The organism is Pararhodobacter sp., from assembly GCF_034676075.1.
Lineage (GTDB): Bacteria > Pseudomonadota > Alphaproteobacteria > Rhodobacterales > Rhodobacteraceae > Pararhodobacter.
The window spans coordinates 1-26,691 of record NZ_JAUCCQ010000044.1; the positions used below are offsets into that span (position 1 = coordinate 1).

Genomic DNA, 26,691 nt, shown 5'->3' on the forward strand with positions numbered 1-26,691 from the left:
CTGCGCCGTCAGGGCGAGACGAACAGCCGCTATCAGAGCGTCTCGCGGATCAGCCGCAGCTTTCTGTGGGAACAGGATGCGGAGGGCAGGCTGACCTACCTCTCCTCCAGTTATCAGGACATCACCGGGCTGCCGCGACAGCAGCTGATCGGCAAGGACCTGCGCGCTCTCGGCCGCGGCGATGCCACCGACAGGCAGACGGCGGATTGGGGCTCCCTGGACGGGACGATCGCCGGGCAGCAGACCTTCAAGGATTTCGTCTTCCCCTTGAACACGCAGGGCCACGGCGAAATCTGGTTGCAGCTGTCGGGGACGCCCGTTTTCGACGACAAGGGGAAGCTGCGCGGCTATCGCGGTGCGGGCATGGACGTGACCAGCGTGCAGCGGGCCCGTCAGGCGGCGGACGAATCCAGCCGCGCCAAGTCGATCTTCCTGGCCAACATGAGCCACGAGATCCGCACCCCGCTCAACGGCGTACTGGGCATGGCGCAGGTGCTGGAAAGCCTGATCAATGACCCCGACAAGCGGGCCATGGTCACCACGATCCGCGAGAGCGGACAGAGCCTGAACAACATCCTCAACGACATTCTGGACCTGTCGAAGATCGAGGCGAACAAGCTCGAACTCGAGGAGAACCCGTTCCAGCCCGAGGAGACGCTGCAGCGCATCGTCGCCCTTCACCAGCTTCGGGCCGAGGAGAAGGGTCTGGACCTGAGCCTCTCGGGCCTCTTGCCACAGGGGCCGGCGCGCACTGGCGACGTGCATCGGTTCGGCCAGATCCTGCACAACCTGATCTCGAACGCCATCAAGTTCACCGAGAAGGGGTCCGTGTCGGTCGTCGTGTCGAACCGCGCCGGACAGGATCTGAGCCTCTGCATCACCGATACCGGCCCCGGCATGTCGCCTGAACAGCTGGAATCGCTGTTCGAAGCCTTCGTGCAGGGCGACGGGTCGGTGGCGCGGCGCTATGGGGGCACCGGCCTCGGCATGTCGATCGTGCGCCATCTGGTGACGATGATGAAGGGCCAGATCGACGTCCGGTCGGTTCTGGGCGAGGGCACGTCGATCACCGTCCTGTTGCCGCTTCCCGACCAGGTGGTGGCCCAACCGGCCAGTTCCGAGGGCGTTTCCGCCCAGGATCTGGCAGGGCTGAAATTGCTGGCGGCGGATGACAATGCCACGAACCGGCGGGTTCTGGAGGCGATGCTGCGCGGCACGGGTGTCGTCCTGACGCTGGTCAACAACGGCCAACAGGCGGTCGAGGCATGGCGCGACGGCGCGCCTGACGTGATGTTGCTGGACATTTCGATGCCGGTACTCGGCGGCATCGCGGCGCGCAGCCAGATCGCACGTGAGGCCGAAGCGGCGGGCCGCCCCTGCCCGCCGACCATCGCCTTCACCGCCAACGTGATGGCGCATCAGGTGCGCGAATACCTTGACGAGGGCTTCGTCGGATGCGTGGCGAAACCGCTGAACCGGACGCTGCTGCTCGAAGCCCTGCGCTCGGCGAAAGAGCAGCAGGGGCTGGTCTCGTGACGATCCTGCACCGGATCTGCCCGGTCGATGGCTCGAAAGGCCCGCGTCGGGTGCAGTGACGAAACGAAGGTGCCAATAAAAAACGGGGGCCATTGGCCCCCGGAAGGTTCGGGCCGGTGGGAGACTGATCCCCGGCCCTCTCAGGGTTCGTGTTCAGATGTCGAGCGTGTTGTCACGCTCCCAGCGCGTGAAATGGGACACGAAGCTGTTCCATTCCTTGCGCTTGAGCTTGATGTAGCTGGCCGAGAAACCGGTCCCCAGCATCGCCTTCAGCTCGTCGTCCTTGTCGAAATTGCGGATCGCGTCGAGCAGGTTCAGCGGCAGTTTCGGCGCATCGGTGATCTGATGGCCCTCGGCATACATGTCGATGTCGTAGCGCCGCCCCGGATCGGCCTTGCAGCGCACGCCCGAAAGACCCGCGGCGATGATCACGGCCTGCAGCAGGTAGGGGTTCACCGCGCCATCGGGCAGGCGCAGCTCGAAGCGGCCGGGCCCGGGGACGCGCACCATATGGGTGCGGTTGTTGCCAGTCCAGGTCACCGAATTCGGCGCCCAGGTCGCGCCCGACGCGGTGCGCGGCGCGTTGATGCGCTTGTAGCTGTTGACCGTCGGGTTGGTGATCGCGGCCAGCGCCTCGGCGTGTTTCATGATCCCGCCAAGGAAGGTGCGGCCCTGATCGGACAGGCCCAGCTCCTTGGACTTGTCAGCGAAGACGTTGGTCTTGCCCTCGTTGTCCCAGACCGAGATATGCGCGTGGCAGCCGTTGCCGGTCAGGCCCTCGATGGGCTTGGGCATGAAGGTGGCGCGCAGGCCGTGCTTCTCGGCCACCGACTTGACCATGAACTTGAAGAAGGAATGGCGGTCGGCGGTGATCAACGCGTCGTCGTATTCCCAGTTCATCTCGAACTGGCCGTTCGCGTCCTCGTGGTCGTTCTGGTAGGGACCCCAGCCGAGGTCGAGCATGTAATCGCAGATCTCGGCGATCACGTCATAGCGGCGCATGACCGCCTGCTGGTCGTAGCAAGGCTTCTCGGCGGTGTCGGCCTCGTCCGAGATCTGCTCGCCATCCGGCGTCAGCAGGAAGAACTCGGGCTCGATCCCGGTCTTGACGCGCAGGCCTTCCTTGGCGGCCTCGGCCACCAGCTTGCGCAGAACGTTGCGGGGCGCCTGCTCCAGCTCCTTGCCCTCCATCACGCAATCGGCGGCAACCCAGGCAACTTCGGGCTTCCAGGGCAACTGGATGACCGAGGCCGGGTCCGGCACGGCCAGCATGTCGGGATGCGCGGGCGTCAGATCCAGCCAGGTCGCGAAACCGGCAAAACCGGCCCCGTCCTCTTGCATGTCGGCAATGGCTTGGGCCGGCACCAGCTTGGCGCGCTGTCCACCGAACAGATCGGTGTAGGAGATCATGAAGTACTTTACGCCCTTGTCGCGGGCGAAGGCGGCGAGATCGGTCATAGGCCTTCCTTTTTTCCCTGTTGGTGGCGCGGGCTTGTCTCCGCCCGCGTCCCCGTCATCGAATTGCCGTTGTTCCGGCCTCAGAAGCCCGGCTTGCCCGGGTACCAGTCGGTGCCGGCCAGCGGCACCCGCGCCATGGCGGCCGCCTCCATGGTCAGCGCACAGAGATCCTCGGGTTCGAGGTTGTGCACATGGCTCTTGCCGCAGGCGCGCGCGATGGTCTGGCACTCCAGTGTCATCACGTTGAGATAGTTGCGCAACCGCCGCCCGGCAGCGATGGGATCGAGCCGCTTCATCAGCTCGGGGTCCTGCGTGGTGATCCCGGCCGGGTCGCGGCCTTCGTGCCAATCGTCATAGGCGCCGGCGGTCGAGCCGAGTTTCTGGTACTCGCTCTCCCATTTCGGGTCGTTGTCCCCCAGCGCGATCAGCGCCGCGGTGCCGATCGAGACGGCATCCGCCCCCAGCGCCAGCGCCTTGGCCACATCCGCGCCGTTGCGGATCCCGCCCGAGACGATGAGCTGCACCTTGCGATGCATCCCCAGATCCTGAAGCGCCTGCACGGCGGGACGGATACAGGCCAGTGTCGGCTGGCCGACATGTTCGATGAACACGTCCTGCGTCGCGGCGGTGCCGCCCTGCATACCGTCCAGCACGACGACATCGGCCCCGGCCTTCACCGCCAGCGCGGTGTCGTAATAGGGGCGCGCGCCGCCGATCTTGATGTAGATCGGCTTTTCCCAACCCGTAATCTCGCGCAGTTCGAGGATCTTGATCTCCAGATCGTCCGGCCCGGTCCAGTCGGGGTGACGGCAGGCCGAGCGCTGGTCGATGCCCACCGGCAGCGAGCGCATGTCGGCCACACGCTGGGTGATCTTCTGGCCCAGCAGCATGCCGCCGCCGCCGGGCTTCGCCCCCTGCCCGACCACGACCTCGATGGCATCGGCGCGGCGCAGGTCGTCGGGGTTCATGCCATAGCGCGAGGGCAGGTATTGGTAGACCAGCTGCGTGGAATGCCCGCGCTCCTCATTCGTCATGCCGCCGTCGCCCGTGGTGGTCGAGGTCCCGGCAGCGCTGGCGCCGCGGCCCAGGGCCTCCTTGGCATTGGCCGAGAGCGAGCCGAAGGACATGCCGGCGATGGTGATCGGGATCTTCAGTTCGATGGGCTTCTTGGCGAAGCGCGTGCCCAGCGTGACCGAGGTGTCGCAGCGTTCGCGGTAGCCTTCCAGCGGATAGCGGCTGATCGAGGCGCCGAGGAACAGCAGATCGTCGAAATGCGGCACCCGGCGTTTCGCGCCACCCCCGCGAATATCGTAGATCCCGGTTGCAGCGGCGCGGCGGATCTCGGAATTGGTCTCGTTCGAGAAGGTCCACGACTGGCGCGGCAGGGTTTGGGGGGTCTTGTCCATGGGGTGAGCCCTCAGTACGACGCGGCGTTGTCGATGTGGAAATTGTAAAGCGTCCGGGCCGAGCCGTAGCGCTTGAACTCTTCGGGTTTCGCGTCGGCGCCCGCGCGCTCCAGCAGGTCCTTCAGGATCTCGATATGCTCGGCGCGCATTTCTTTCTCGACGCAATCGGCGCCGAGGCTCTTGACCGTGCCCCGCACGAAGAGGCGCGCCTCGTAAAGGCTGTCCCCCAGCGCATCCCCGGCGTCGCCCAGCACCACGAGGTTGCCGCGCTGCGCCATGAAGGCGGACATGTGGCCGATGTTGCCATGCACGACGATGTCGATGCCCTTCATCGAGATCCCGCAGCGCGAGCTGGCGTTGCCCTTGATGTTCAGAAGGCCGCCGTGGCCGGTGGCCCCGGCATACTGGCTGGCGTCGCCCAGGATGGTGACGGTGCCCGACATCATGTTCTCGGCAACGCCCGGACCGGCCGAGCCTTCGACAGTGATGCTGGCTTCCTTGTTCATCCCGGCGGTGTAGTAGCCGGTCGAGCCCTTGACGGTCACGTTCAGCGGGCCGTCCAGACCGCAGGCCATGGCATGGCTGCCGCGGGGATTGACGATGACATAGGGTTCATTGACCTGCGCCTTGGCGGCGGCCTGCAGGGTCGTGTTGACCTCGCGCAGCTCGGTCGTGGCCATGTCGAGGGTGGTGGGCATGGATCAGCGCTCCCAGAAATAGACGGTGGCGGGTTCGGGTTCCCAGACGCGGGCTCCCTCGATGCCGGGCAGATCGGCGAAGGCGCGGTACTCGCTGGCGAAGGCGACGTAGTCCTCGGTCTCGGCCATGACGGCGGGTTTGCAGGCGATCGGGTCACGGACCACGCCGAAACCATTCTTGGTGCCGGTGACGAAGGTGAAGAAACCGTCGAGGTCCTTCAGCGTGCCTTCCAGCGCCTGGCCCAGGGTCGCGCCCTCGGCAATGCGGCTGGAGATATAGGCAGCGCCCACTTCGGTGTCGTTCTCGGTCTTGGTGTAGATGCCCTTCTTGGCCAGCTTGCGGCGCATGTCGTTGTGGTTCGACAGCGAGCCGTTATGCACCAGGCATTGGTCCGAGGCGGTCGAGAACGGGTGCGCACCCAGCGTCGTCACGGCGCTTTCGGTGGCCATGCGGGTATGACCGATGCCGTGGCTGCCGCCCATGGCGCGCAGGCCGAACCGCTCGGCCACGTCCTTGGGCAGGCCCACTTCCTTGAAGATCTCCATGCTCTCGCCCACGCCCATGACGCGCAGCTTCTTTTCCTCGAGGAAAGCGAGCGCTGCGGCTTCGGTGTCCAGCGGCAGGGTCAGCACGGCGTGCGTGTCGACGACACGGATCGTCACCGGCGCGCCGACGGCGGCGGCCAGCGTCCCCTCGAGACCCGCGAAATCGGTGTCGGGCGTGTCGGATTGGACGGTGATTTTCAGCTTGCCGTGTTCATCGCCATAGATCGCGATCCCGGCGCTGTCGGGGCCGCGGTCGGTCATGGTGATGAGCATGTCGGTGAGCATGTCGCCCAGCTTCGGGCGCAGGGCATCCTTCTTCAGGAACAAGCCGACGATCCCACACATGGTTTCCTCCATCTGATCTGGGGGGCCGCCTCTGCGGCTCTCTGCAACATGATTAGCAGGAAACTTTTTGTCTCGACAAGAAACTTTTGCGACTGGGGTGAAGAAAGTCTGCAGCAGCAGTCAGCCCGGGCGCCTGCCGCCCGGAACACCGGATTTTGCGGGCTTTGCCTGCCAAACGGGCGGAAATGAAAAGGGGGTCAGGGCCCGTTCTTCCCTCAGCCGTCGGCACCAGCGCGGCGAAAGGCACGCCGGCACCACAGCCCCGGCGAATCGCCCCCGGGCGAGTCGCCCCGCGTCTGCCCGTCGCACGGCCATTGGAAGCGGCGCACCACCCCGTTTGAGGGCAGAAGCCGGGCCAATCCCGGGGGTTTCTGCAAAGTCTTTGAAACTGGTTCAAAAACTTTGCATCATGGGAATGATCGGGGTTGCCGGGCGGATCACTGGAAAAGTCGCGCGATTGACCGTAGTGCTGAAGAGAGAGTGTCCAGATGACCAAAGGCGTGGGGCCGGAAAGCGTGTCCAAGCTGACCCAAGATCCGCACAGCGTGCGCGAAGAGCGGGAAAAGATCCTCGAGGTCGCGATCGGCCGCGAGGTCCGCAACTATCGCAAGCAGCAGAACATCACCGTGGCCGAATTGTCGAAGCTCACGGACCTGTCCATCGGCATGCTGTCGAAGATCGAGAACGGCAATACCTCGCCCTCGCTGACCACGCTGCAGACGCTGGCCAATGCACTCTCGGTGCCGCTGACCGCCTTCTTCAAGGGCTATGAGGAACGCCGACAGGCGGTGCATACCAAGGCCGGCCGCGGGGTCGAGATCGAGCGCGCTGGCACCCGGGCCGGGCACCAGTACAAGCTTCTGGGCCACATCGGGTCCAATTCCAGCGGCGTGATCGTCGAACCCTATCTGATCCAGCTGACCTCGGAATCCGACACCTTCAAGACCTTCCAGCACGAAGGGATCGAGATGATCTACATGCTGGAGGGCAAGGTCGATTACCGCCACGGCTCGGACATGTTCCCGCTGGAGCCGGGCGATACGCTGTTCTTCGACGCCGACGCGCCGCATGGGCCCGAACGCCTGGTGCAACTGCCTGCGCGCTATCTGTCGATCATCAGCTACCCGCGCGAGAAGTAGCGAAAAAGGCCCCCGGATCGCGGGGGCCTTCGGTCATTTCTGCAAGGGCGGTTCCGTCTCAAGATCGGCCCAGACCCCAGGCGAGGTCGGAAGCCCGTCGTCGTAGCGGCCGAGATACTCGATCATCAGCGGCCGGTTGGCGATGAACCCCTTATAGGTGGCCAGTTCCTCGGGCAGGTCGCGGATCACCCGGTGCAGGCGGCGGCCCCATTTCGGCACGGTCACCAGATCCTGAAAAGCGATCAAATAGCAGCGGATCGGGAAGACCAGCGCGTTCGAGCGCGGCAACCGATAGAAGGTCTGCAACTCGACCCGCAGATGCTGCTTGGCGCCGATGTTCTCGGCCGTGAGTTCGGTCTTCTGGATGCCCCATTTGTGGTAATTCTCGGGGCTGGTATCCAGAAGCGGGTTGACCGTCATCGTCCAGTTCAGACGCCGCGCGGGCGCGCCCTGCTGCACGTTCATCAGGAACTTCAGCGCGCGCTTGAAGATCCCCAGTTCATGCGCCAGCGGCACCGGGGCGTGCCATTCGAAGAAGTTCATGCCGATGTCGAAATCGAGCGACCAGTCGGCCTGCGTCGTCACCATCCCGGCGTCCATCCACAGGTTGTCGTCGCGCTGATCCAGCACCGCGAAATCGCCCTGCGTCTGGCGGGTGATGTATTCAAGCGGCCCGTAGGGCAGCGTCGTCTCATCCATGAAGGTGAAGGTATCGTCGATGCCCAAGGGCTTGTTCACCCAGCGCCAGCGGTCGCCGTCGCGATGGAGTTCGAAGAGGTCCGGGTAATCCTCGGACTTCGACACCATGATGAGTTCCAGAAGGTCCCAGCCCGCCAGCGTCATATGCGGCAACGACTGGCAGCGCAGCGGATCATCGGCCAGGACCAGCGCCCGGTCGCGCATCTCGGACACGTAATGCTCGTCCACGTCAAAGCGCTTCTCGAAGACCGAGCCCGCCGGGCCGCCGCGGTGCTGCTCCATGTTCACCGAATACATGTAGCTGTCTTCGTGGAAGGGGAACGGGAAGCGCTTGATCGCCCAGGGCGAATTGCGGAAGGAGTAATCGCCGCGGAAGGTCTCGTCGTTGAACTGGATGGTCATTCGGGTCTCCCTATCGGTCAAGGACCAGCGTCGGACCGACGAAGCGGCTGACGCAGGGCATGATCTTCTTGCCGCTGGCGCGCTGGTCGTCTTCCAGCCAATGGTCGCGGTGGATGAAGGTGCCGTCATGCTCGACGACATCGGTTTCGCATTGGCCGCAGGCACCGCCGCGGCACAGGAACGGTGCATCGACGCCACAGCGTTCCATGGCTTCCAGCAGGCTCTCGTTCTCGCCCACGGTGATGGTCATGTCCGACTTGCAGAGCCGCACCTCGAAGGGCGTGCCGGGCTGCGGTGCGAGGAATTCCTCGGAATGGACGTTGTCCTTCGGCCAGCCATGCTCGGTCGCGGTGCGGTGCACCCAGTCGATCATGCCCTTGGGGCCGCAGACATAGACATGCGTGCCGAGCGGCTGACCGTCCAGCAGATCGCCCAGCGGGATCGCCTGCTTCTGGTCGTCGTGATAGACCCGTACCTTGCCCGGATGCCGGGCGGTCAGGTCATCGGCGTAGGATCCAAGCGCGGCGTTGCGGACGGAGTAATGCAGCTCCCACCGCGCGCCCAGCTTCTCCAGCTGCGCGATCATCGCCAGGAACGGCGTGATACCGATGCCGCCCGCCAGGAACACATGCTTGCGCCCGCGCAGGTCGACCGGAAACAGGTTGACCGGATAGTTGATCGTCATCCGGTCGCCCGGCTTCACCTGCCGGTGCAGGAACAGCGAGCCGCCCCTGCCCTGATCGTCGCGGCGCACCGAAATGGCATAGAGGCTGGGATCGGCAGGGTCGGACATCAGCGAATAGGGATTGAGGCGCGTGCGGCCCTGATCCTTCATCTCGACCACGGTATGCGCGCCCGCCGAGAAGGGCGGGAAGGGCGCGCCATCCGGGCGGCGGAATTCGAACCGGGTGACCAGCTCGTTGACCGGAACCACGGCGCTGACGATCACCTCGATCTTCTCGGCGCCGGCCTTGGCTTTCTGGGGGGCGGCGCTCATTTGTACAGCTCCACGGGCTCGGGGACGTTGCCGGGGTCCTCGGCGTCGATGCAGACACCCTGGAAGGCAGCGAGCCGGCGCGAATAATGGTCGCGCACGAACAGGTTCAGCCCGCAATGCGAGCAGACGAAGGGGTCGGTCGTCACATCCTCGGTGATGCCCTTGCAATGGACGCATTGCATCCGCCGCGCGAGCGAGCCGCGATGCTCGGTCTGCACGGCGCCATAGGGGATCCCGGCCGCCGCGACCTCGGCCGCAGCACGGCCCATCAGCCCCTCGGTCCCGGCCAGATAGACCTGCAGGCCCATATGGGCATCCGACAGGACCCGGCGCAGGCGCGGCAGGGCGGCATCGAAACTGGGACCGATATAGAGCTGGGCGGGATTGAGCGCCCTGAGGCGCGCCGTGAAGGCCTCACCCGTCGCCCGCGGAATATAGAGGATATGCGCCCTGGCCATCAGCCCAGCATCGTGCGCGGCCAGATCCAGAAGCGCCTCGGCCCCCTCGGCATCGGCCATCATCAGATGCGCCTTGCCCGGGCGCGGCGCGAGAGTGCCATAGACCGGCCGGCTCGCAATGCTGGTGGGAAACTGGACTCTCGACATTGCGGCAGTCTCTCCGTTGTTCATTCCCTGTTGGTGAACAGGCGCCGCCCCGGGGGCGGCGCCTGCGGCGATGGGTCAGCCCTTGGCGCTGCGGATCAGCTTGTCCTTGTCGTAGAAGGGCATCTCTTCGGCGGTGCAGGGGATCTCGACCCCGTCCTTGTTGCGCACGGTCATCCGCGTCCCGGGCACGGCGCAATCGACCGGCATCCGGGCGATGCCGACGCTGTGCTTGTTCAAGGGCGAGCGCATGCCGAAGGTCACCACGCCGACCGGCTTGCCCTCTTTCAGCAAGGTGGCGCCGATATCGGCCTTGGTCATGCCTTCCAGCTTCACGCCATAGATCTTGAACCGCTCCTTGCCCTTCAGCGCATAATGGTTCTCGGCCCCGCGGAAGCCGGTCTTGCCCGGCGAGACGGTGAAATCGAGGCCCAGCTCCCACAGCGTGTCGCCGCAGGGTTCGTCGGGGAAGGGGAAGGTCTCGGAATTGTCGCCCGGGAAGAAGAGCAGGTAGCTTTCGGTCCTGAGCAGATCGAGGGTCGAGAATTGCACCGGCCGGATGCCCATCTCCTTGCCATCGGCCAGGATCGCATCCCACAGCGCCATGGCATGACGCGCCTCGCAGAAGATCTCGTAACCGCGCTCGCCGGTGTAGCCGGTGCGCGAGATCATGACGGGCTTGCCGAAGAGCTTGGTTTGAACAATCCCGAAATAGGCCAGATCGCGGATCCCCGGCACATGCTTGGCCAGGAAATCGACCGCCAGCGGCCCTTGCAGCGACATGTCGTGCAGATTGTCGTCGAACATCATCGCGACATTCTTGCCGTAAGCCGCCATGGCCAGCGATTCATGGCCGGTGCCCGCGCCATGCACCACCATCCAATGGTGCACCGACAGCCGGTAGATGACGCAATCGTCGATGAACTTGCCTTCGTCGTTCAGCATGCAGGCATAGACCGCGCGGCCCGGCATGATCTTGTCGACGTTGCGAGTGGTCACGCGGTCGATGACGGCGGCGGCATGCGGTCCAACCAGATGGACCTTTTTCAGACCAGAGACATCCATCAGACCGGCTTTGGTCCGCACGGCCATGTAATCGGCATCGGCGCGTTCGTCGCTGTGGTCGTAGAACCAGGCGGTGCCCATGCCGTTCCAGTCTTCCAGCTCGCCGCCGATCTCGGCATGGCGCTGCGCAAGCGCCGAGGTTCTGTAGATAATCGCCATGTTCTGACCTCCCAGGGCAACGTGTTCCTTTGGCATACGACCGTAAGGCCTATCAAAAAGCAACACTTTAGTTCACAATTGTTTCCTACAAGGAAAGATCCGGAAATGCGGCAGCCGCCACCGGGTGGCACCACAAAATCTTGATCATTCATTGAAAACCGGCGCGACCCTGGCCTCCCTGCCCGTCGCCCCGACATCCTCCGTTGCAGAGGATAGCGTCCAGAAAATGCATTGGTCCAGACCAATGTTTAAAAACGCGGCAGATTGGTTCGCTCCAATCCTCCCTCCGCGCCGGGAAAAGGGCACCGGGCGAGAATCACCCGATGCCCCCTGAAGCCTTCGGAAGAGGCTCAGAGCCCGGGATAGACCTGGAACCGGGCGCAGAGCGCCTCGACCTCGGCGCGGACCCTGGCCTCGACGGCGCCATTGCCCTCCTCGCCATGCGCGGCGAGGCCATCGACCACCTCGATGATCCAGTCGGCAATCTGGCGGAACTCGGCCACGCCGAAGCCGCGCGTGGTACCGGCCGGGCTGCCCAGCCGGATGCCCGAAGTGATCGTCGGCTTCTCGGGATCGAAGGGCACACCGTTCTTGTTGCAGGTGATATGCGCCCGCCCCAGCGCCGCCTCGGTCGCCTTGCCCGTCACCTTCTTGGGCCGCAGATCCACCAGCACGACATGGGTATCCGTGCCCTTGGTCACGGTATCGAGCCCGCCCTTGATCAACTGGTCCGACAGCGCCTGCGCATTGGCCACCACCGCGTGGATATAGTCACGGAACGCCGGTTGCAGCGCCTCGCCGAAAGCCACGGCCTTGGCGGCGATGACATGCATGAGGGGGCCCCCCTGAATGCCGGGGAAGATCGCCGAATTGACCTTCTTGGCGATCGCCTCGTCATTCGTCAGGATCATCCCGCCGCGGGGGCCCCGCAGGGTCTTGTGCGTCGTCGTCGTCACCACATGCGCATGCGGGAAGGGCGAGGGATGGGCGCCCGCCGCCACCAGCCCAGCGAAATGCGCCATGTCGACCAGCAGATAGGCCCCGACCCGGTCGGCGATCCGGCGCATGCGGGCGAAGTCGATCTGCCGGGGGATGGCCGAACCACCGGCGATGATCAGCCGGGGTTTGTGCTGCATGGCCAGAACCTCGGCCTGATCGTAATCGAGACGGTTGTCCTGACGGCGCACGCCGTATTGCACGGCATTGAACCATTTGCCCGATTGGTTGGGCGCCGCGCCATGCGTCAGATGCCCGCCCGCGTCGAGGCTCATGCCCAGAATCGTGTCGCCGGGTTTCAAGAGTGCGTTGAACACGCCCTGATTGGCCTGGCTGCCGGAATTGGGCTGCACATTGGCGAAACCGCAGCCGAAAAGCTGGCAAGCCCGCTCGATGGCCAGAACCTCGGCCTTGTCGACCCAGTCGCAGCCACCGTAATAGCGCCGCCCGGGATAGCCCTCGGCGTATTTGTTGGTCATCACGCTGCCTTGCGCCTCCATCACCGCGCGGCTGACGATGTTCTCGCTGGCGATGAGCTCGATCTCGTCGCGCTGGCGGGCCAGCTCGCCGGTGATCGCAGCGTGCAGGTCGGGGTCGCTGGTGGCCAGCCGGTCGGTGAAGAAGCCGGGGCTCTTGTGGGGGGCGTTCATTCTTTCTCTCCCTGTCGAGTGTCAGCCGGTCCAGCCAAGACCGGCGGCGATGCAGTTCATGGATTGCATGAGGTGAATGCGGGTCTCGACCGCCTCGCCCCCTTCGGCACGCAACCGCGCCAGAAGCGCGACCTGCGCCGCATGGGCGGCACGCAGCGCGGCCTCGTTCCTGGCGTGGCGGGCCTGGAACCGGGGGAAACGCGCGGCGAGGGGCTGGCCGGTGAGTCGACCGATCATGGCGCGGGTCCGGTCATGCTCGGCACCGATCCGGGCGAAGATCCGTTCGGCCGCGGCCCGGTCGCTGACCAGCCCGGCATAGGGCTCTGCCAGGTCGAGCCGGGCGAGGGCCAGGGATTTTTCCACCTCGTCGACCGCCAGCCGGAAGAGCGGCATCTGCCCGAACATCCGTTCCAGCAGTGCCTCGCCACCCGCGCCCCGCACCTGGCAGAAGGTCTGCAGCGCGCTGCCGAACCCGTACCAGCTGCTGATCATGTGGCGGTTCTGGGTCCAGGCAAAGACCCAGGGGATGGCGCGCAGGTCGTCAAGGCTGGTCGCCCCCGACCGCCGCGCCGGTCGCGAGCCGATCTTCAGGAGGGCCAGCTCCTCCACCGGGCTGCCTTCGGTGAAATAGCCGATGAAGCCGGGATCGGCGATCAGACCCTGATAGGCGGTCTGGCTGAGGCTGGACAGCGCCTCCATCGCGTCGTCCGTTTCGGGGTCCACGGCCTCGAACGGCGGTTCGGCGCTGTGGCGCAGGACAGAGGACGCCAGCAATTCCAGCTGCGCCGCCGCGGTCCCGGGGTTGCCGTATTTCGCGGTGACGGTCTCGCCCTGTTCGGTCAGCCTGAGCGCGCCTTCCAGCGTGCCCGCGGGCTGCGCGGCGATGGCGCGGCCGGTGGGCGCCCCGCCCCGGCTGACCGAGCCGCCCCGCCCATGAAAGAAGACCGGCCGTGCGCCGCGCCTGCCCAATTGCCGCATCAAAGCCCGCTGCGCCCGGTCCAGCGACCAGATCGAGGTGAGGAACCCCCCGTCCTTGTTGCTGTCGGAATAGCCCAGCATGATCTCGACGCGGCCCGAGGCATTGCGCAGGCTGCGCGCGGCCAGCGGCACGGCCATCACCTCGTCCATGATCCGGGGCGCGGCGCGCAGATCCTCGATCGTCTCGAAGAGGGGGACGAGTTTCAGCGCCAGACGCTCGGCCCCGAAACCCGCGTAACGCGCCAGCAGATAGACGGCGAGCAGATCGTCGGCCGAGCGGGTCATCGACAGGATGAACGGTCCCAGCGCCTGCGGATCGGGTCCGGCGAGGGTCTTGCGCATGAGGTGCAGCAGGCGGATCGTCTCGGCCGCTTCCGGCCCCAGCCGCCCGATGTCGAGGAACGGCAGCGAGGGCGAGCCCAGCTCACGGCGCAACCGTTCGGACCAGGCGGGCGAGCCTGTGGCGGGCGCACCCCCCTGCAGCACCCAGATTTCGGCAAGGGTCCGAGTGATCACCGCCGAATTCTGCCGGATGTCCAGCGTATGGGCGCGCAGCCCGAAGACCTCGACCTGCCAGCGCAGCGGGCGGATCAGTTCCTCGCCCACCAGCCCGGCCCCGGCGGCTGCAAGCGCTGCCTCCAATGCGCGCAGATCCTCGGTCAGATCCTGCACGGATGGATAGCGCCCGGCGGCCACCGCCTGCCGCAGCGCGCTCGCCGCTTGGCGGAACAGCTCATCGGGGTTGCGGGCGGCGCAGGCCAGCGGATCGTCGGCCCGCCGCGCGACCAGCGCCTGCAGCCGCACCCGATGCGGGCCGGGCAGCGCGGCGCGGTAATCGGACAGGCTGAGCTGCGGAATGATCGCATCCAGCGCCTGAACATAGAGCGCGCGGATCGCCGCCTGGGCGCGCTCCAGCGCCAGCGCGGTGGCGCGGGCGGTGACATTGGGATTGCCGTCGCGATCGCCGCCGATCCAGGAATGGAACCTGAGGCAGCAGGCATCGCGCTCCATCGGGCCCAACGCCGTCCCCACCGCATCGAGGTAGCGTTCAAACAGGCGCGGCACGGCCTCGAACAGGCTGTTTCGATAGAATTGCAGGCCCCAGTCGATCTCGGCCTCCAGCGTCGGCCGCTCCAACCGCAATTCGCCGGTGGTCCAGAGGAGGTCGATCTCCATCTCCAGCCGCCGCTCCATCCGCGCCACTTCGCGCGGGGTCCAGCGCTGTTCCTCGAAACCGACCAGCGCGCGATAGATGCGGCGATGGATCTCCATCACCGTGACGCGCTTGGCCTCGGTCGGATGGGCGGTTATCGTCGGCCCGACCGACAGCCGCCCCTCGCTCAGCAGCGTGCGGATCGCGGCGCGGCGCTCGGGCACGGCCTCGATGGCGGCGCGAAAGGTGCCGGGCGGCAGGCGACCCTGCTTCTCGGCCTCGCGCGTGGCGCGCATCGCCAGCAATTCATCGAGGATCTGTTGCAGGTGAAACCAGATCGTCGCAGCCTGCAGATGCTCGGCCAGATCCCCGGCGCCCCATTCAGACGCGGCGGGGTCGAGCCCGGGCGCGCGGCGGGCAAGCACCCGGGCCCAGACCTTGCGCAGAAGGGCGGAGGTGCGGGCGGCGTGGTCGCCCGCTCCGGTCAGGGGGGCGGCGTGTTCCATCACGCCACCCGGTCGCGCGGCTCGCGCCCGTCGAAGAAGTCGGTGAGGTTGTCGAGCACCCGAAAGCCCATCGCCTCGCGCGTTTCCCGCGTGGCGCTGCCCAGATGCGGCAGCATCACCAGATTGTCGCAGTCCAGAAGCACCGGCGCCACCCGTGGCTCGCCGTCATAGACATCGAGGCCCGCGCCACCGATCAGGTTGAACATCAGGGCCTGCGCCAGCGCGTGTTCGTTGATCACCTCGCCCCTTGCGGTGTTGATGAGGAAGGCGTCGGGCTTCATCAGGTCCAGCCTGCGCCCGTCGATCAGATGCCGGTTGCCCGCCCCGCCCGGACAATGGAGCGAGACGAAATCGCAGCGCGGCAGCAGCGCGTCGAGGCTTTCGACCTGCTCGGCATCGTAGCGCGCCAGCACCTCGGCCGGGACGGGCGAGCGGTTCTGCACCAGAATCCGCATGCCGAAACCATGATGCGCGCGCTGCGCCATCGCCTGACCGATCCGGCCGAAGCCGACGATCCCCAGCACCTTGCCCGAAACCTTGGCGCCGACCAGATGCGTCGGCCGCCATCCGGTCCATTGCCCGGCCCTGAGTTCACGCTCGCCTTCGGCCGCCCGGCGGGCGACCATCAGCATCAAGGTCATGGCAATGTCGGCCGTGCATTCGGACAGGACATCCGGCGTGTTGGTCACGGCGATCCCCAGCGAGCGGGCGCTGGCGGTGTCGATATGGCTGAAACCCACGCCGTAATTGGCCAGAAGCCTTGTGCGGGGCTGGGCGATGGTCAGGGATTCCTGCCCCAGACCGTCGGTCACGGTGGGCAGGATCGCGTCGAAATCGGCCAGCGCCTGACGGAAATCCTGCGGGGCGAGCGGCCTGTCGGCGGTGTTGAACACCGCCTCGAACCGCTCGGCAAGCGCGGCCTCGACCGCCGCCGGCCAGCGCCGCGTGACCAGCACGCGGGGCTTCCGGCCCATGATCGCGGGCGCGTTCATCACGCGGCCTTTGCCATGACGCGGGCGATGGTATCGCCGATCACCGCAGGGTTGGGCGCGACCGTCACCCCGGCCGCGGTCAGGATCTCGACCTTCTCGGACGCGCTTTCGCCAAAGGCCGAGATGATGGCCCCGGCGTGGCCCATGGTCCGGCCCTTCGGCGCGGTCAGACCCGCGACATAGGCGATGACGGGCTTTGTCACATGGTCGCGGATGTAGGCCGCGGCCTCGGCCTCCTGCGGGCCGCCGATCTCGCCGATCATGCAGATCACCTGCGTGTCGTCGTCATTCTGGAAGTGCTGGATGATGTCACGGAAGGACGAGCCGTTGATCGGGTCACCGCCGATCCCGACCGAGGTCGAGACGCCGATCCCATGTGCCTTGAGCTGCGCCGCGGCCTCATACCCCAAGGTGCCCGAGCGGCCGATGATCCCCACCGGACCCGGCAGATAGATATGCCCCGGCATGATCCCGAGCAGCGCCTTGCCCGGGCTGATGGTGCCCGCGCAATTGGGCCCGGTCAGAACCATGCGGCGCTCCTTGGGATAGCGGTACATGTAGCGCTTGACGCGGATCATGTCCTGCGCCGGGATGCCGTCGGTGATGCAGACGCAATAGCGGATGCCGGCATCCGCGGCCTCCATGATGCTGTCGGCGGCGAAGGGCGGCGGCACGAAGACGAGGCTGGCCTCGGCGCCCGTCTCGGCAACCGCTTCCTCGACCGTGTCGAAGACCGGCAGGCCGTCGACCAGCTGGCCACCCTTGCCGGGAACCACGCCGCCGACCACCCGGGTGCCGTAGTTCAGCATGTCATTGGTGTGGAAACGCGCCATCTTGCCGGTGATGCCCTGCACGATCACACGGGTGCTTTCGTCGATGAAGATGCTCATTTCACAGCCCTCACTCTGGTGTCCTGGGTCAGATCGTTCTTCCACGCGCCGACGGCGCGCTCGGCGGCTTCCATCAGCGTATTGGCGCGGATCAGCGGCAGACCGGATTCGGCGAGGATCTTCTGCCCCGCCTCGACATTGGTTCCGGCCAGACGCACGATCACCGGCACATCGACCTGCACCTCGCGCAGGGCCTGGATCACGCCCTCGGCCACCCAGTCGCAGCGGTTGATGCCGGCGAAGATGTTGACCAGCACCGCCTGGACATTGCTGTCCGACATCACCAGCCGGAAGGCCTTGGCCACCCGCTCGGGCGTGGCGCCCCCGCCGATGTCGAGGAAGTTCGCAGGCTCGCCGCCCGCCAGCTTGATCGTGTCCATCGTCGCCATGGCGAGACCCGCGCCGTTGACGATGCAGCCGATATTGCCGTCGAGCCCGACATAGCTGAGCCCCCGGTCGGCAGCGCGGCTTTCGCGCGGGTCTTCCTGGCTCTTATCGCGCAGCTCGCTGATCTGCGGATGACGAAACAGCGCGTTGTCGTCGAAGGTCATCTTCGCGTCGAGCGCCAGGATCCGGTTGTCGCCCGTCACCACCAGCGGATTGATCTCGACCATGGTCGCGTCATAGTCGCGGAACGCCCGGTAGCAGCCCTGAAGCGTGCGGACCATGCGCTGGGTCAGCGCCGGGTCGATCCCCAGCTTGAAGGCGATCTGACGGCACTGGAAATCCTGCAGGCCGACCGCCGGCTCCACCGTGGCGCGCACGATGCTTTCGGGCTTCTGGGCCGAGATTTCCTCGATCTCCATCCCGCCCTCGGCCGAAGCGACGATCATCACCCGTTGCGAGGTGCGGTCCAGCACCAGCCCCAGATAGATCTCGCGCTCGATCGGTACGGCGCCCTCGACATAGACACGGTAGATGCCTTTGCCCTCGGGGCCGGTCTGATGGGTGACCAGCTTGCGGCCGAAGAGCCCTTCGCAGGTCTTCTGGATCTCCTGATCCGAGGAGCAGACCTTGACGCCGCCCGCCTTGCCGCGCCCGCCCGCATGGACCTGCGCCTTCACCACCCAGCGCTCGCCGCCAATCTCGCGGGCGCGATAGGCCGCCTGTTCGGGGCTGTAGGCCAGCGCCCCCGGGGGAATGTCCACGCCGAAACTGGCGAGGATTTCCTTGGCCTGATATTCATGGATATCCATTCGTCTCTCCTCCTCGAACGGGCGTGCTTATTCGGCGGCCAGGGCACCGGCGAAATGCCGGTCCAGCACGGCATCGACCGCCGTCTGGTCGAAAGCGCCGCCCAGATCGCGGATCGCCTGGCCGAAACGGGTGACGATCTCGGTGATGGCGGCGGGGCTCAGCAGGTTCAGGATGCCGATCCGCACCTGCACCGGGGCGGACAGCGTCGGCCAGATGCCGAAATCCTGCGCCCTGCAGTTCTGCACCAGCTCCATCTCGCGCCCGGCCAGCGCTTGCGGCAGGTTCAGCACCACCAGCGAGGTCATGTTGGAGGTGACCGTGCAGCCCATCGCCTCCACCGCGTCGCGCAGCGCTGCCTCATGGCGGGCATAGGCGCGGGCGCGGTTGCCCAGGCCCTGTTGCAGGGTGATGCGCAGCGCCTCGTGGAAGGCGGCAACGGCATAGGCGGAATGGGTGCGGTGATAGGTCCCCTTCTCGACATCCTTGCCGTCGAGGATCCCCCAATGCCGCGCCTCCAGCACCGGGTTGTGCACGAAAGTCCGGGTGCCGGTCTTGCGCAACTCGGCGATGTAGCGGTCCGTGAACGAGACGGGCGCATAGGTCAGCGGCAGACAGCAGATGCCCTTCTGCGGGCAGGAGGCCCAGCCCTGGACGCCCGGGTATTCGTCGATGCGGAAATCGGCGACGCCCAGCGACGAGACGGCATCGACCAGCCCCATGACCCCATGCCGCACGCAGGCGTCCGAAAAGCCGCGCAGGTCGTTGATCCGGCCCGAGCCGGTCTCCCAATGCGCCATCACCGCCCATTTCGGCTTGTGCTTGGCCAGCGCCGCCTGGGCGATTTCGGCGGTGACGGACTGGCCATGCGGCACGTCGATCACGGTGACGGAGGCGGGCTTGGGGTCGAAGGGCGCGGCGGCCAGTTCCTCGGCCGTGGCGGCCTTCATCCGAACGGTCAGCCCGTCGATGCCCGAGAAGGTGCCGTTGTTGAAGACGACAACGCTGTCGCCCGGCATCACCGCACTGAACATGACGTCGAGCCCGCTCCAGCCGGTCCCGGCCACGCCGAAAGTGTGCACGTTCTTCGTGCCCCAGACCTGCCGCAGCATCTGCTTGGCCTCGACCATGCCGCGCAGCACGTCGGCGTGCATGTGGTCGGCGATCCCGGCACCGGCATAGGCGGCCAGAACGCGGGCGTCGGTGTTCCCCGGCCCCGGGCCTGCGGCGATGGTGGCGGGGATGTGCAGCGGCGGGAAGATCGTGGTCGCGGTCATGGTGCCTCCGGGAATTGCTCAGATCATTCCCCTAAGGAAATAAAATTTCTTGCTGAGGCTGAAAACGCCAGTCTATCCTGCAAACGGGCATCTAAACGGATGGGGAGAAACCTACCCATTCCGGTAAGTATTCCGGCGTATACCGAAATATCCCCTGCCCGAATGGGTGGTTTCTTGGGAATCTGGGAGGATTTTCATATGCTTGTTCAGAAGGCGCCGCAGATCGACATCATGCTGGCGGATGGCAATCCGCTGGTCCTGTCCGCCATGTCCGAGGCTTTCGAGCGTCATCCCCGATTCTCGCTGGTCGCCACCAGCGCCACGGCCGAGGGGTTCCTGGGAACGGTGATGCGGGTGCCGGTGAAGATCGGCGTGATCGACTGGAACCTGCCGGTTCTGGGCGGCGAGAAGCTGGTCGAGGTGCTGCGCGCGCAGGAAAACGCGCCCCGGCTGGTGGTCTATGGCCGCGACGGCAATGACGTTCCGCGCAAGGCGATGGCGGCGGGGGCGGCGGCCTTTGCACCGCGCTCGGCCCCGATCGAGACGCTGATCCAGACCTGCCTCGACGTGGCGGCGGGCAAGATGGTGTTTCCGTTCCTGGACGTGCGGCAGCTGCGCGACGATCCGATCGCCAGCCTGTCGCGCAAGGAGCGGGGCCTGCTGGAGGCGCTGGCAACCGGCCTCACCAACCGCGAGCTGGCCACGCGGCAGGGGATTTCGACCAACACGGTGAAGTTCCACCTCTCCAACATCTTCGACAAATTGTCGGTGAAGAACCGCGCCCAGGCCATCGCGTATTTTTATTCCGCCCGCAGCCGCTCGGACGATGGATAAGGCAAGATTGCCGCACCTGATGGGAAATAATTTTTCTTGACAGGCAAATCGTTTTCGCAAATCCCAAAAGGACGTCCCCCCTGAGTCGTCAACGAAAAGGATCTTGCGCATGTCGTTCCATCTGGTCGAACAAGCCCCCGCCCGCCTCAACCGCTCGGAGCTCGCCGTGCCCGGGTCCCAGCCGCAAATGTTTGAAAAGGCAGCAGAATCCGACGTGGATGTGATCTTCCTCGACCTCGAGGATGCGGTCGCCCCCGATGAGAAGGCGCAGGCCAGAAAGAACATCATCAAGGCCCTGAACGAGATCGACTGGGGCAAGAAAACCATGTCGATCCGCATCAACGGGCTGGACACGCATTACATGTACCGCGACGTGGTGGATGTGGTCGAACAGGCCGGCGAGCGGCTGGATCTGATCATGGTGCCCAAGGTCGGCACCGCCGCCGACGTCTATGCCGTCGACATGCTGGTCACCCAGATCGAAGATGCGAAGGGCTACAAGAAGCGCATCGGCTTCGAGCATATCATCGAGACCGCGCTGGGCATGCAGAACGTCTCCGAAATCGCCGCGGCCTCGAAGCGCAACGAAAGCCTGCATTTCGGCGTCGCCGATTACGCCGCCTCGACGCGCGCGCGGACCACGATCATCGGCGGCGTGAACCCCGATTACTCGGTGCTGACCGACCCTCTGGCGGACGGCAGTCGTGCCACCCATTGGGGCGACATGTGGCATTACGCGCTGGCCCGGATGGTCGTCGCCGCCCGCGCCAATGGGCTCCGCCCGATTGACGGCCCGTTCGGCGATTTCCAGGATCCCGAGGGGTATCGCGCCGCCGCCAAACGCGCCGCGGTGCTGGGCTGCGAGGGCAAATGGGCGATCCACCCCAGCCAGATCGCGCTGGCCAACGAGGTGATGAGCCCGTCGGAGGCCGAGGTGACCAAGGCGCAACGCATCCTCGTCGCCATGGCCGAGGCCGAGGCGGCGGGCAAAGGGGCCGTGTCGCTGGACGGGCGGCTCATTGACTACGCCTCGATCCGGCAAGCCGAGGTACTGGTGGAGAAAGCCCGCCAGATCGCCAGTGCGTGACCGCATCGCCGCGCTGAAAGAGGCGGCGCGCGCCGGGTTTGACGCGGCCGTGCGCCGCGCCGATCCCGGCCGCGCGCTGGCCCGTAGCCTGGCGCAGCATCCGCTGCCCGCCCCGGGTCCGGGCGGGCGGTATCTGGTGGTTGCGGTGGGCAAGGCGGCACCCGCAATGACGCGGGCCCTGCTGCCGCAGCTGTCTGGAACGATCGAGGCTCTCTGCATCACGCAGGCCGGGAACGAGGAGGCCGCGGGATCTGCCCGCGTCTTCCGCGCGGGGCATCCGGTGCCCGACGAAACCGGCGCCGAGGCCGCGCGTGCGGTGATCGCATTGCTGCAATCGGCAGGGCCCGAGGATCGGGTGATCGCTCTGATCTCGGGCGGCGGCTCCGCCCTGCTGCCCGCCCCACCGCCGGGAATTTCCCTGGCCGACAAGCAGGCCCTGAACGCGGCGCTTCTGGCCAGCGGGCTGGACATCGTCGCGATGAATCTGGTCCGCCAGCAGGTCTCGCAACTGAAGGGCGGCGGTTTCCTGCGGCTTGCGTCCCCGGCGCCGGTCACTTCCTTCATCCTGTCGGATGTGGTCGGCGACGATCTGCGGGCCATCGCCAGCGGCCCGACCGTCGCCCCCCTGGGCACCAGGGCCGAGGCGCAGGCGATCCTGCAAGGCGCGGGCCTCTGGGACGCGCTGCCCACCCCGATCCGCAGGCATTTGCAAGGGCCAGAGGACCGCACCCCCCTGCCACCGGCCGACAACCACCTGATCGGCGGCAACGCCCATAGTGTCGAGGCCGCGGCAAAGGCCCTCGCGCCGGACCTTTCCGTGATCGCCGATCCCGCACCGCTGACCGGCGATGTCTCCACCGCCGCCGCACGGATTTTTGCCGCGCTGCAGCAGCACCGGGGGCATGAGGGGCCGCTGGCGCTGGTCTGGGGGGGCGAGACCACGGTGCGGCTGACCGGCCACGGGCTGGGCGGTCGCAATCAGGAACTGGCGCTGAGGGTTGCCGCGCTGGCCGATGCCCGCCCTCTGGTGCGGCCCTGGGTGTTCCTCTCGGGCGGAACGGACGGCCGCGACGGCCCGACCGACGCCGCGGGCGCGATCACCGACCAGAACAGCCTGCCGCGCCTGCGCAAGATCGGCGCCGACCCGGAAGCGTTGCTTGCCAACAACGACAGCCACCGGGCGCTGGCCCTGTCGCGTGACCTGTTGCTGACCGGCGCGACGGGCACCAATGTGGCGGATGTGCAGATCCTGCTGCTGGGCTAGGCCTCGCCCCGACGCCAGTCGGTCACCTCATTGACCAGAACATGCGCGGCCCGCCTCAGGGTCGCGCGCAGCCTTTCGACCACCTGCCCCTCCATCCCGCAATCGCGCAGCGCCGCGTCGAAAGTGTCGAGCCAGAGCTCGGCATCTTCGGCGCGGATCGGAATATGGGCATGGATCTCGCGCAGGTTCATGTGGCCGTTGCGTTCGCGGTAATAGGCCCGCCCGCCCAGGAATCCCGAAAGGAATTCGAACTGGGCCTGCCGCGTATGCGACAGGCCATGCCCGCGAAAATGCAGGCGGTGCAGGGAATGGACCGCCGGGTCGGTCTCCATGCGGTCGTAGAACCGGGTGACGAGGCGATGCAGCGCCTCCTCGCCCCCCAGCGCGTCGAGCGGCGTCCCGGTCACGACCGCGGACGGGTCTTCTGCGGGTCGTAATGCGCGAAGGGCACGACACGCGCAGGCAGGCGCTTCTGCTGACCGTCGAGCTTACCGATCTCAACCTCGGTCCCCTCGGCGGCATGCGCCACGTCGAGCCGCGCCAGCGCGATGTTCTTGCCCAACAGCGGCGAGCGCATCGAAGAGGTCACTTCGCCGATCTGCGCCCGGCCGATATGCACACAATCGCCATGGCCGACCGCGACATTGCTGTCGATGTCGAGGCCCACGAGCTTCCTTGCCGGATGCTCCTTGCGGCGGATCAGCGCGTCGCGGCCGATGAAATCGTCGGGCTTGGTCTTCAGCGGCACGGTGAAGCCGATACCGGCCTCGAACGGGTCGGTCTGGTCGCTGAAATCGTAGCCTGCAAAGATCAGCCCGGCCTCGATGCGCAGCATGTCCAGCGCCTCCAGCCCCATCGGCGTCAGACCGTGCGGCTGCCCGGCCTCCCAGACCGCGTCAAAGACGGCGCCCGCGTGCTTGGGATGGCAGAAGATCTCGTAGCCCAGCTCACCGGTGTAGCCGGTGCGCGAGACGACGACCGGGATCCCCTCGGCGTCGCCGATCCGCGCCGGGGTGAAGCGGAACCATTCCAGCGCCTCGAACCGCGGTTGGTGCGGCGCGGTCCAGATCACCTTCTTCAGGATGTCGCGGCTTTCGGGCCCCTGCACGGCGATGTTGTGCTGCATGTCGGTCGAGGCGCGGATCAGCACCTTCAGCCCGAGTTCCGCCGCCTTCTCGCGCAGCCATTCGCCACCGTAATCCGACCCGCCGATCCAGCGGAAATTGTCCTTGCCCAGACGGAACACGGTGCCGTCGTCGATCATGCCGCCATGCGGGTAGCACATCGCGGTGTAGACCACGCCACCGACCGGCAGGGTCTTCATGTTGCGGGTGAAGACATATTGGCACAGCGCCTCGCTGTCCGGCCCGGTGATCTCGAACTTCCTGAGCGCGCTCAGGTCCATCACCACCGCTTTCTGGCGGCAGGCGTGGTATTCCTCGATGGCGCCGGCGGTCGACATGTGGCTGGCCAGCCAATAGCCGTTGTATTCGACGAAGTTCTGGGTGAACCGGGCGAAGCTTTCGTGAAAGCCAGTCTGCTTGGTCATTTTCGGCTCCGAATCGGGCGTCGGGCGATAGGCGATGGCCCGCTGAAAGGTTTCCTTGCCGCTGTAGGTGCGGACATGGATGTCGGTGGGGTTCCAGCCATTGGCGGCCGAGGTGTCGTCCGGGCAGGCGGAACTGACGCAGACCAGATCGGTCAGCGCCCTGAGCAGGACGTAGTCGCCCGGCCGCGACCAGGGCTCGTCCGAATACATGACGCCATGCGCATCAAGCCCGGTGTTGAAGAAGAAGTTGATCGCCATCCAGCCGCGCCGGGCCGTGACCCCATGCGGGGCGAGCGCGGCGTTGAAGTTGTCCGAGCAGTTGACGTGCCCGGGATAGCCGATGTCGTCGTAATATTTCGCCGAACAGGCCAGCGCGAAGGCGTCATGGCGACCGCAGGTGTCCTGCACCACCTCGACCAGCGGCAGCATGTCGTGGTCGTAGTATTTCGCATGCAGACCCGGCATCGGATAGGCATGTTCCATCAACGTGCGCGTGGTGGTCACGTCCAGCGCATGGACCACGCCCTTGTCCAGCTTGCGCGCGGCGAAGCACTGGAAATCCGTGCATTGCCGGCCGTCCACATCGAGGATCTGGATGTAATCCCCGGCCTTGACGAAATAGGCCTCGGCGGTGCTGGAATGGACGCGGATGTCGCTGACCGGCTCGGCCAGCGGATCGGGCAGCTCGAAGCGCGGCGCCTGTTTGATGACCGCGCGGCGCACCATCACGGTGAGGGGCGTGGCGGTATCCTGCGTCTCGAAATCCATGATCCCGCCCGGCGCGGCGATGATCGCCACACCCTCGCGGGTGGCGGTGAAGCTCTCGGCGGTGCCGGCCGGGGTCTGGCTGTCGAAGAGCGTGATCGCCCGCGCCTGCGACAGCTCGATGCCCCGCGCCTGCAGCCCCAACCGGAGGCTGCGCAGCGAGGGATCGCCGCTCGTCACCAGCGCCATCAGCCCTGTCGGCACCGACTGGCCCGGCACGCCCAGGATCCCCGGATCGCTGGCGCCCTTGGGATCGGCGCAGACGATCTCGCAGGGCTGGCCGCCTTCGGTGTTCTGCACCTCCAGCCGGTCGCCCGCTTCCAGGCGGATCAGGATCGCGCCCGAGCCCTCGACGACATAGCGCTCGGTCCCGGGCGGCATCGAGAAGACGCGCGGCTGAATGAGGCCACTTGGCCGCGGCGGGCCCGCCTTCACCGAGGGGTATTTGTCGTCCAGCATGGGATCACCCTTTCGCTTTCGGTTCTCGGGGACGGCTCAGGCCGTGAGCCCCTCGGGTTCGGGCAGGCCGTTGGCACGGCAGGCCGCGGTCAGCGTATTGGCCAGGAGGCAGGCAATTGTCATCGGCCCGACCCCGCCCGGCACCGGGGTGATCGCGCCCGCCACCGCGGCGCAGCTGTCATAGTCGCAATCGCCGACCAGCGCGTTCTTGCCGTCCCGCTCGATGCGGTTGATGCCGACGTCGATGACCGTCGCGCCCGGCTTGATCCAATCGCCCGGCACCATCTCGGGCCGTCCGACCGCCGCCACGACGATATCGGCGCGGCGCACCACCTCGGGCAGGTCCTTGGTCCGGCTGTGGGCGATGGTCACCGTGCAGCTGTCGCCCAGCAGGAGCTGCGCCATCGGCTTGCCGACAATGTTCGACCGCCCGATCACCACCGCATTCATCCCCGACAGGCTGCCGTGATGGTCGCGCAGCATCATCAGGCAGCCGAGCGGCGTGCAGGGAACCATCGACTTCTGCCCGGTGCCCAGCAGCCCCACGTTCGAGATATGGAACCCGTCCACGTCCTTCGCCGGGTCGATGGCGTTGATCACCAGATCCTCGTTCAGATGCTTGGGCAGCGGCAGCTGCACCAGGATCCCGTGCACCGCCGGATCCGCGTTGAGGCGCGCGATCAGGTCCAGAAGCGCCGCCTCGCTGGTCGTCGGCAGCAGCTTGTGTTCGAACGAGTTCATCCCCGCCTCGACCGTCTGCTTGCCCTTCGAGCGGACATAGACCTGGCTCGCCGGATCCTCGCCCACCAGCACCACGGCCAGGCCCGGGGTGATCCCGTGCTCGGCCTTCAGCCGCGTCACATGGTCCGCCACCTGCCCGCGGATCCGGGCGGCAAAGGCTTTGCCGTCAATGATTGTCGCCGTCATCGTCATTCCTCATGTCGCCCGGGGTCTTCCGCCGGGCGCGATGTCGGGCGGCCCCGGAGGGCCGCCCCTGTGGGTTCAGAACAGGCCTTCGACGAAGCCCTGGTCGTTGATGCGGATG

Annotated in this window: 22 protein-coding genes; 5 read left to right on the top strand and 17 right to left on the bottom strand. The window is 66.4% G+C overall.

The window, feature by feature from the left end:
* Positions 1 to 1,536 (top strand): ATP-binding protein (locus VDQ18_RS13015; protein ID WP_323021367.1); only part of this gene is annotated, 1,536 nt, incomplete at its 5' end.
* Positions 1,537 to 1,689: 153 nt separating this feature from the next.
* Here the strand turns inward: VDQ18_RS13015 and glnT are convergent.
* The 4 genes from glnT to VDQ18_RS13035 all read right to left on the bottom strand — a co-directional run bounded on the left by glnT (position 1,690) and on the right by VDQ18_RS13035 (position 5,989).
* Entirely contained in the window at positions 1,690 to 2,994 is a 1,305-nt protein-coding gene (gene glnT / locus VDQ18_RS13020; RefSeq protein WP_107751209.1) for a type III glutamate--ammonia ligase, read from the bottom strand.
* Between the two features lie 80 nt (positions 2,995 to 3,074).
* On the bottom strand, positions 3,075 to 4,400 hold the full coding sequence (locus VDQ18_RS13025) for an FMN-binding glutamate synthase family protein (protein ID WP_323021368.1): 1,326 nt from the start codon (positions 4,398 to 4,400) through the stop codon (positions 3,075 to 3,077).
* 11 nt (positions 4,401 to 4,411) lie between these two features.
* Positions 4,412 to 5,098 (bottom strand): protein GlxC, encoded by a 687-nt coding sequence (locus tag VDQ18_RS13030; RefSeq protein WP_323021369.1) that lies wholly within the window; start codon positions 5,096 to 5,098, stop codon positions 4,412 to 4,414.
* Between the two features lie 3 nt (positions 5,099 to 5,101).
* On the bottom strand, positions 5,102 to 5,989 hold the full coding sequence (locus VDQ18_RS13035) for a glutamine amidotransferase family protein (protein ID WP_323021370.1): 888 nt from the start codon (positions 5,987 to 5,989) through the stop codon (positions 5,102 to 5,104).
* 488 nt (positions 5,990 to 6,477) lie between these two features.
* On the opposite strand from VDQ18_RS13035, the gene VDQ18_RS13040 reads away from it, so the two are divergent.
* A complete protein-coding gene (locus tag VDQ18_RS13040) occupies positions 6,478 to 7,128 on the top strand; it encodes a helix-turn-helix domain-containing protein (protein WP_107751213.1) in 651 nt (216 codons plus the stop codon).
* Between the two features lie 33 nt (positions 7,129 to 7,161).
* Here VDQ18_RS13040 and VDQ18_RS13045 read toward each other — a convergent pair whose 3' ends face one another.
* The 10 genes from VDQ18_RS13045 to VDQ18_RS13090 form a co-directional block, all read right to left on the bottom strand.
* Positions 7,162 to 8,229: a DUF3445 domain-containing protein gene (locus VDQ18_RS13045; RefSeq protein ID WP_323021371.1), complete on the bottom strand. Its 1,068-nt coding sequence runs from the start codon at positions 8,227 to 8,229 to the stop codon at positions 7,162 to 7,164.
* A gap of 10 nt (positions 8,230 to 8,239) precedes the next feature.
* Positions 8,240 to 9,226 carry a PDR/VanB family oxidoreductase gene (locus VDQ18_RS13050; protein ID WP_323021372.1) on the bottom strand — a complete coding sequence of 329 codons (987 nt, stop codon included), beginning with the start codon at positions 9,224 to 9,226 and terminating at the stop codon, positions 8,240 to 8,242.
* Complete coding sequence (gene dmmA, locus VDQ18_RS13055) at positions 9,223 to 9,831, bottom strand: dimethylamine monooxygenase subunit DmmA (RefSeq protein ID WP_416235105.1); 609 nt, start codon at positions 9,829 to 9,831, stop codon at positions 9,223 to 9,225. Before dmmA ends, VDQ18_RS13050 begins: the two co-directional genes overlap by 4 nt.
* Before the next feature lie 75 nt (positions 9,832 to 9,906).
* Positions 9,907 to 11,052, bottom strand: coding sequence for an aminomethyltransferase family protein (locus tag VDQ18_RS13060; protein WP_323021374.1), 1,146 nt, complete (start codon positions 11,050 to 11,052; stop codon positions 9,907 to 9,909).
* A 350-nt stretch (positions 11,053 to 11,402) separates the two neighbouring features.
* Positions 11,403 to 12,698, bottom strand: a complete 1,296-nt coding sequence (gene glyA / locus VDQ18_RS13065) for a serine hydroxymethyltransferase (RefSeq protein WP_323021375.1) — start codon at positions 12,696 to 12,698, stop codon at positions 11,403 to 11,405.
* Positions 12,699 to 12,719: 21 nt separating this feature from the next.
* A complete protein-coding gene (locus tag VDQ18_RS13070; RefSeq protein WP_323021376.1) occupies positions 12,720 to 15,335 on the bottom strand; it encodes a phosphoenolpyruvate carboxylase in 2,616 nt (871 codons plus the stop codon).
* The gene (locus VDQ18_RS13075; RefSeq protein WP_323021377.1) at positions 15,335 to 16,327 is read right to left on the bottom strand and encodes a D-glycerate dehydrogenase; all 993 of its coding nucleotides are present in this window, start codon (positions 16,325 to 16,327) and stop codon (positions 15,335 to 15,337) included. The genes VDQ18_RS13070 and VDQ18_RS13075 overlap by 1 nt, the downstream gene beginning before the upstream one ends.
* The gene (gene sucD, locus VDQ18_RS13080) at positions 16,327 to 17,217 is read right to left on the bottom strand and encodes a succinate--CoA ligase subunit alpha (RefSeq protein ID WP_323021378.1); all 891 of its coding nucleotides are present in this window, start codon (positions 17,215 to 17,217) and stop codon (positions 16,327 to 16,329) included. Before sucD ends, VDQ18_RS13075 begins: the two co-directional genes overlap by 1 nt.
* The gene (locus tag VDQ18_RS13085) at positions 17,214 to 18,413 is read right to left on the bottom strand and encodes a malate--CoA ligase subunit beta (protein WP_323021379.1); all 1,200 of its coding nucleotides are present in this window, start codon (positions 18,411 to 18,413) and stop codon (positions 17,214 to 17,216) included. Before VDQ18_RS13085 ends, sucD begins: the two co-directional genes overlap by 4 nt.
* Before the next feature lie 27 nt (positions 18,414 to 18,440).
* Positions 18,441 to 19,688 (bottom strand): aminotransferase, encoded by a 1,248-nt coding sequence (locus VDQ18_RS13090; RefSeq protein ID WP_323021380.1) that lies wholly within the window; start codon positions 19,686 to 19,688, stop codon positions 18,441 to 18,443.
* A 198-nt stretch (positions 19,689 to 19,886) separates the two neighbouring features.
* Between VDQ18_RS13090 and VDQ18_RS13095 the strand changes: the two genes are divergently transcribed.
* The 3 genes from VDQ18_RS13095 (at position 19,887) to VDQ18_RS13105 (ending at position 22,873) form a co-directional block, all read left to right on the top strand.
* Positions 19,887 to 20,522: a response regulator transcription factor gene (locus VDQ18_RS13095; RefSeq protein WP_323021381.1), complete on the top strand. Its 636-nt coding sequence runs from the start codon at positions 19,887 to 19,889 to the stop codon at positions 20,520 to 20,522.
* 109 nt (positions 20,523 to 20,631) lie between these two features.
* Positions 20,632 to 21,609 carry a CoA ester lyase gene (locus tag VDQ18_RS13100; protein ID WP_323021382.1) on the top strand — a complete coding sequence of 326 codons (978 nt, stop codon included), beginning with the start codon at positions 20,632 to 20,634 and terminating at the stop codon, positions 21,607 to 21,609.
* The gene (locus tag VDQ18_RS13105; protein ID WP_323021383.1) at positions 21,602 to 22,873 is read left to right on the top strand and encodes a glycerate kinase type-2 family protein; all 1,272 of its coding nucleotides are present in this window, start codon (positions 21,602 to 21,604) and stop codon (positions 22,871 to 22,873) included. The genes VDQ18_RS13100 and VDQ18_RS13105 overlap by 8 nt, the downstream gene beginning before the upstream one ends.
* On the opposite strand, the gene VDQ18_RS13110 is transcribed toward VDQ18_RS13105, so the two are convergent.
* Genes VDQ18_RS13110 through folD form a run of 3 tightly spaced genes read right to left on the bottom strand, consistent with a single transcriptional unit; the run spans position 22,870 to position 26,573 of the window.
* Positions 22,870 to 23,280 carry a group II truncated hemoglobin gene (locus VDQ18_RS13110; RefSeq protein WP_323021384.1) on the bottom strand — a complete coding sequence of 137 codons (411 nt, stop codon included), beginning with the start codon at positions 23,278 to 23,280 and terminating at the stop codon, positions 22,870 to 22,872. The genes VDQ18_RS13105 and VDQ18_RS13110 overlap by 4 nt on opposite strands.
* Positions 23,277 to 25,646, bottom strand: a complete 2,370-nt coding sequence (tdm, locus tag VDQ18_RS13115; RefSeq protein WP_323021385.1) for a trimethylamine-oxide aldolase Tdm — start codon at positions 25,644 to 25,646, stop codon at positions 23,277 to 23,279. The genes VDQ18_RS13110 and tdm overlap by 4 nt, the downstream gene beginning before the upstream one ends.
* A gap of 36 nt (positions 25,647 to 25,682) precedes the next feature.
* The gene (gene folD / locus VDQ18_RS13120) at positions 25,683 to 26,573 is read right to left on the bottom strand and encodes a bifunctional methylenetetrahydrofolate dehydrogenase/methenyltetrahydrofolate cyclohydrolase FolD (RefSeq protein WP_323021386.1); all 891 of its coding nucleotides are present in this window, start codon (positions 26,571 to 26,573) and stop codon (positions 25,683 to 25,685) included.
* Positions 26,574 to 26,691 lie beyond the last annotated feature (118 nt).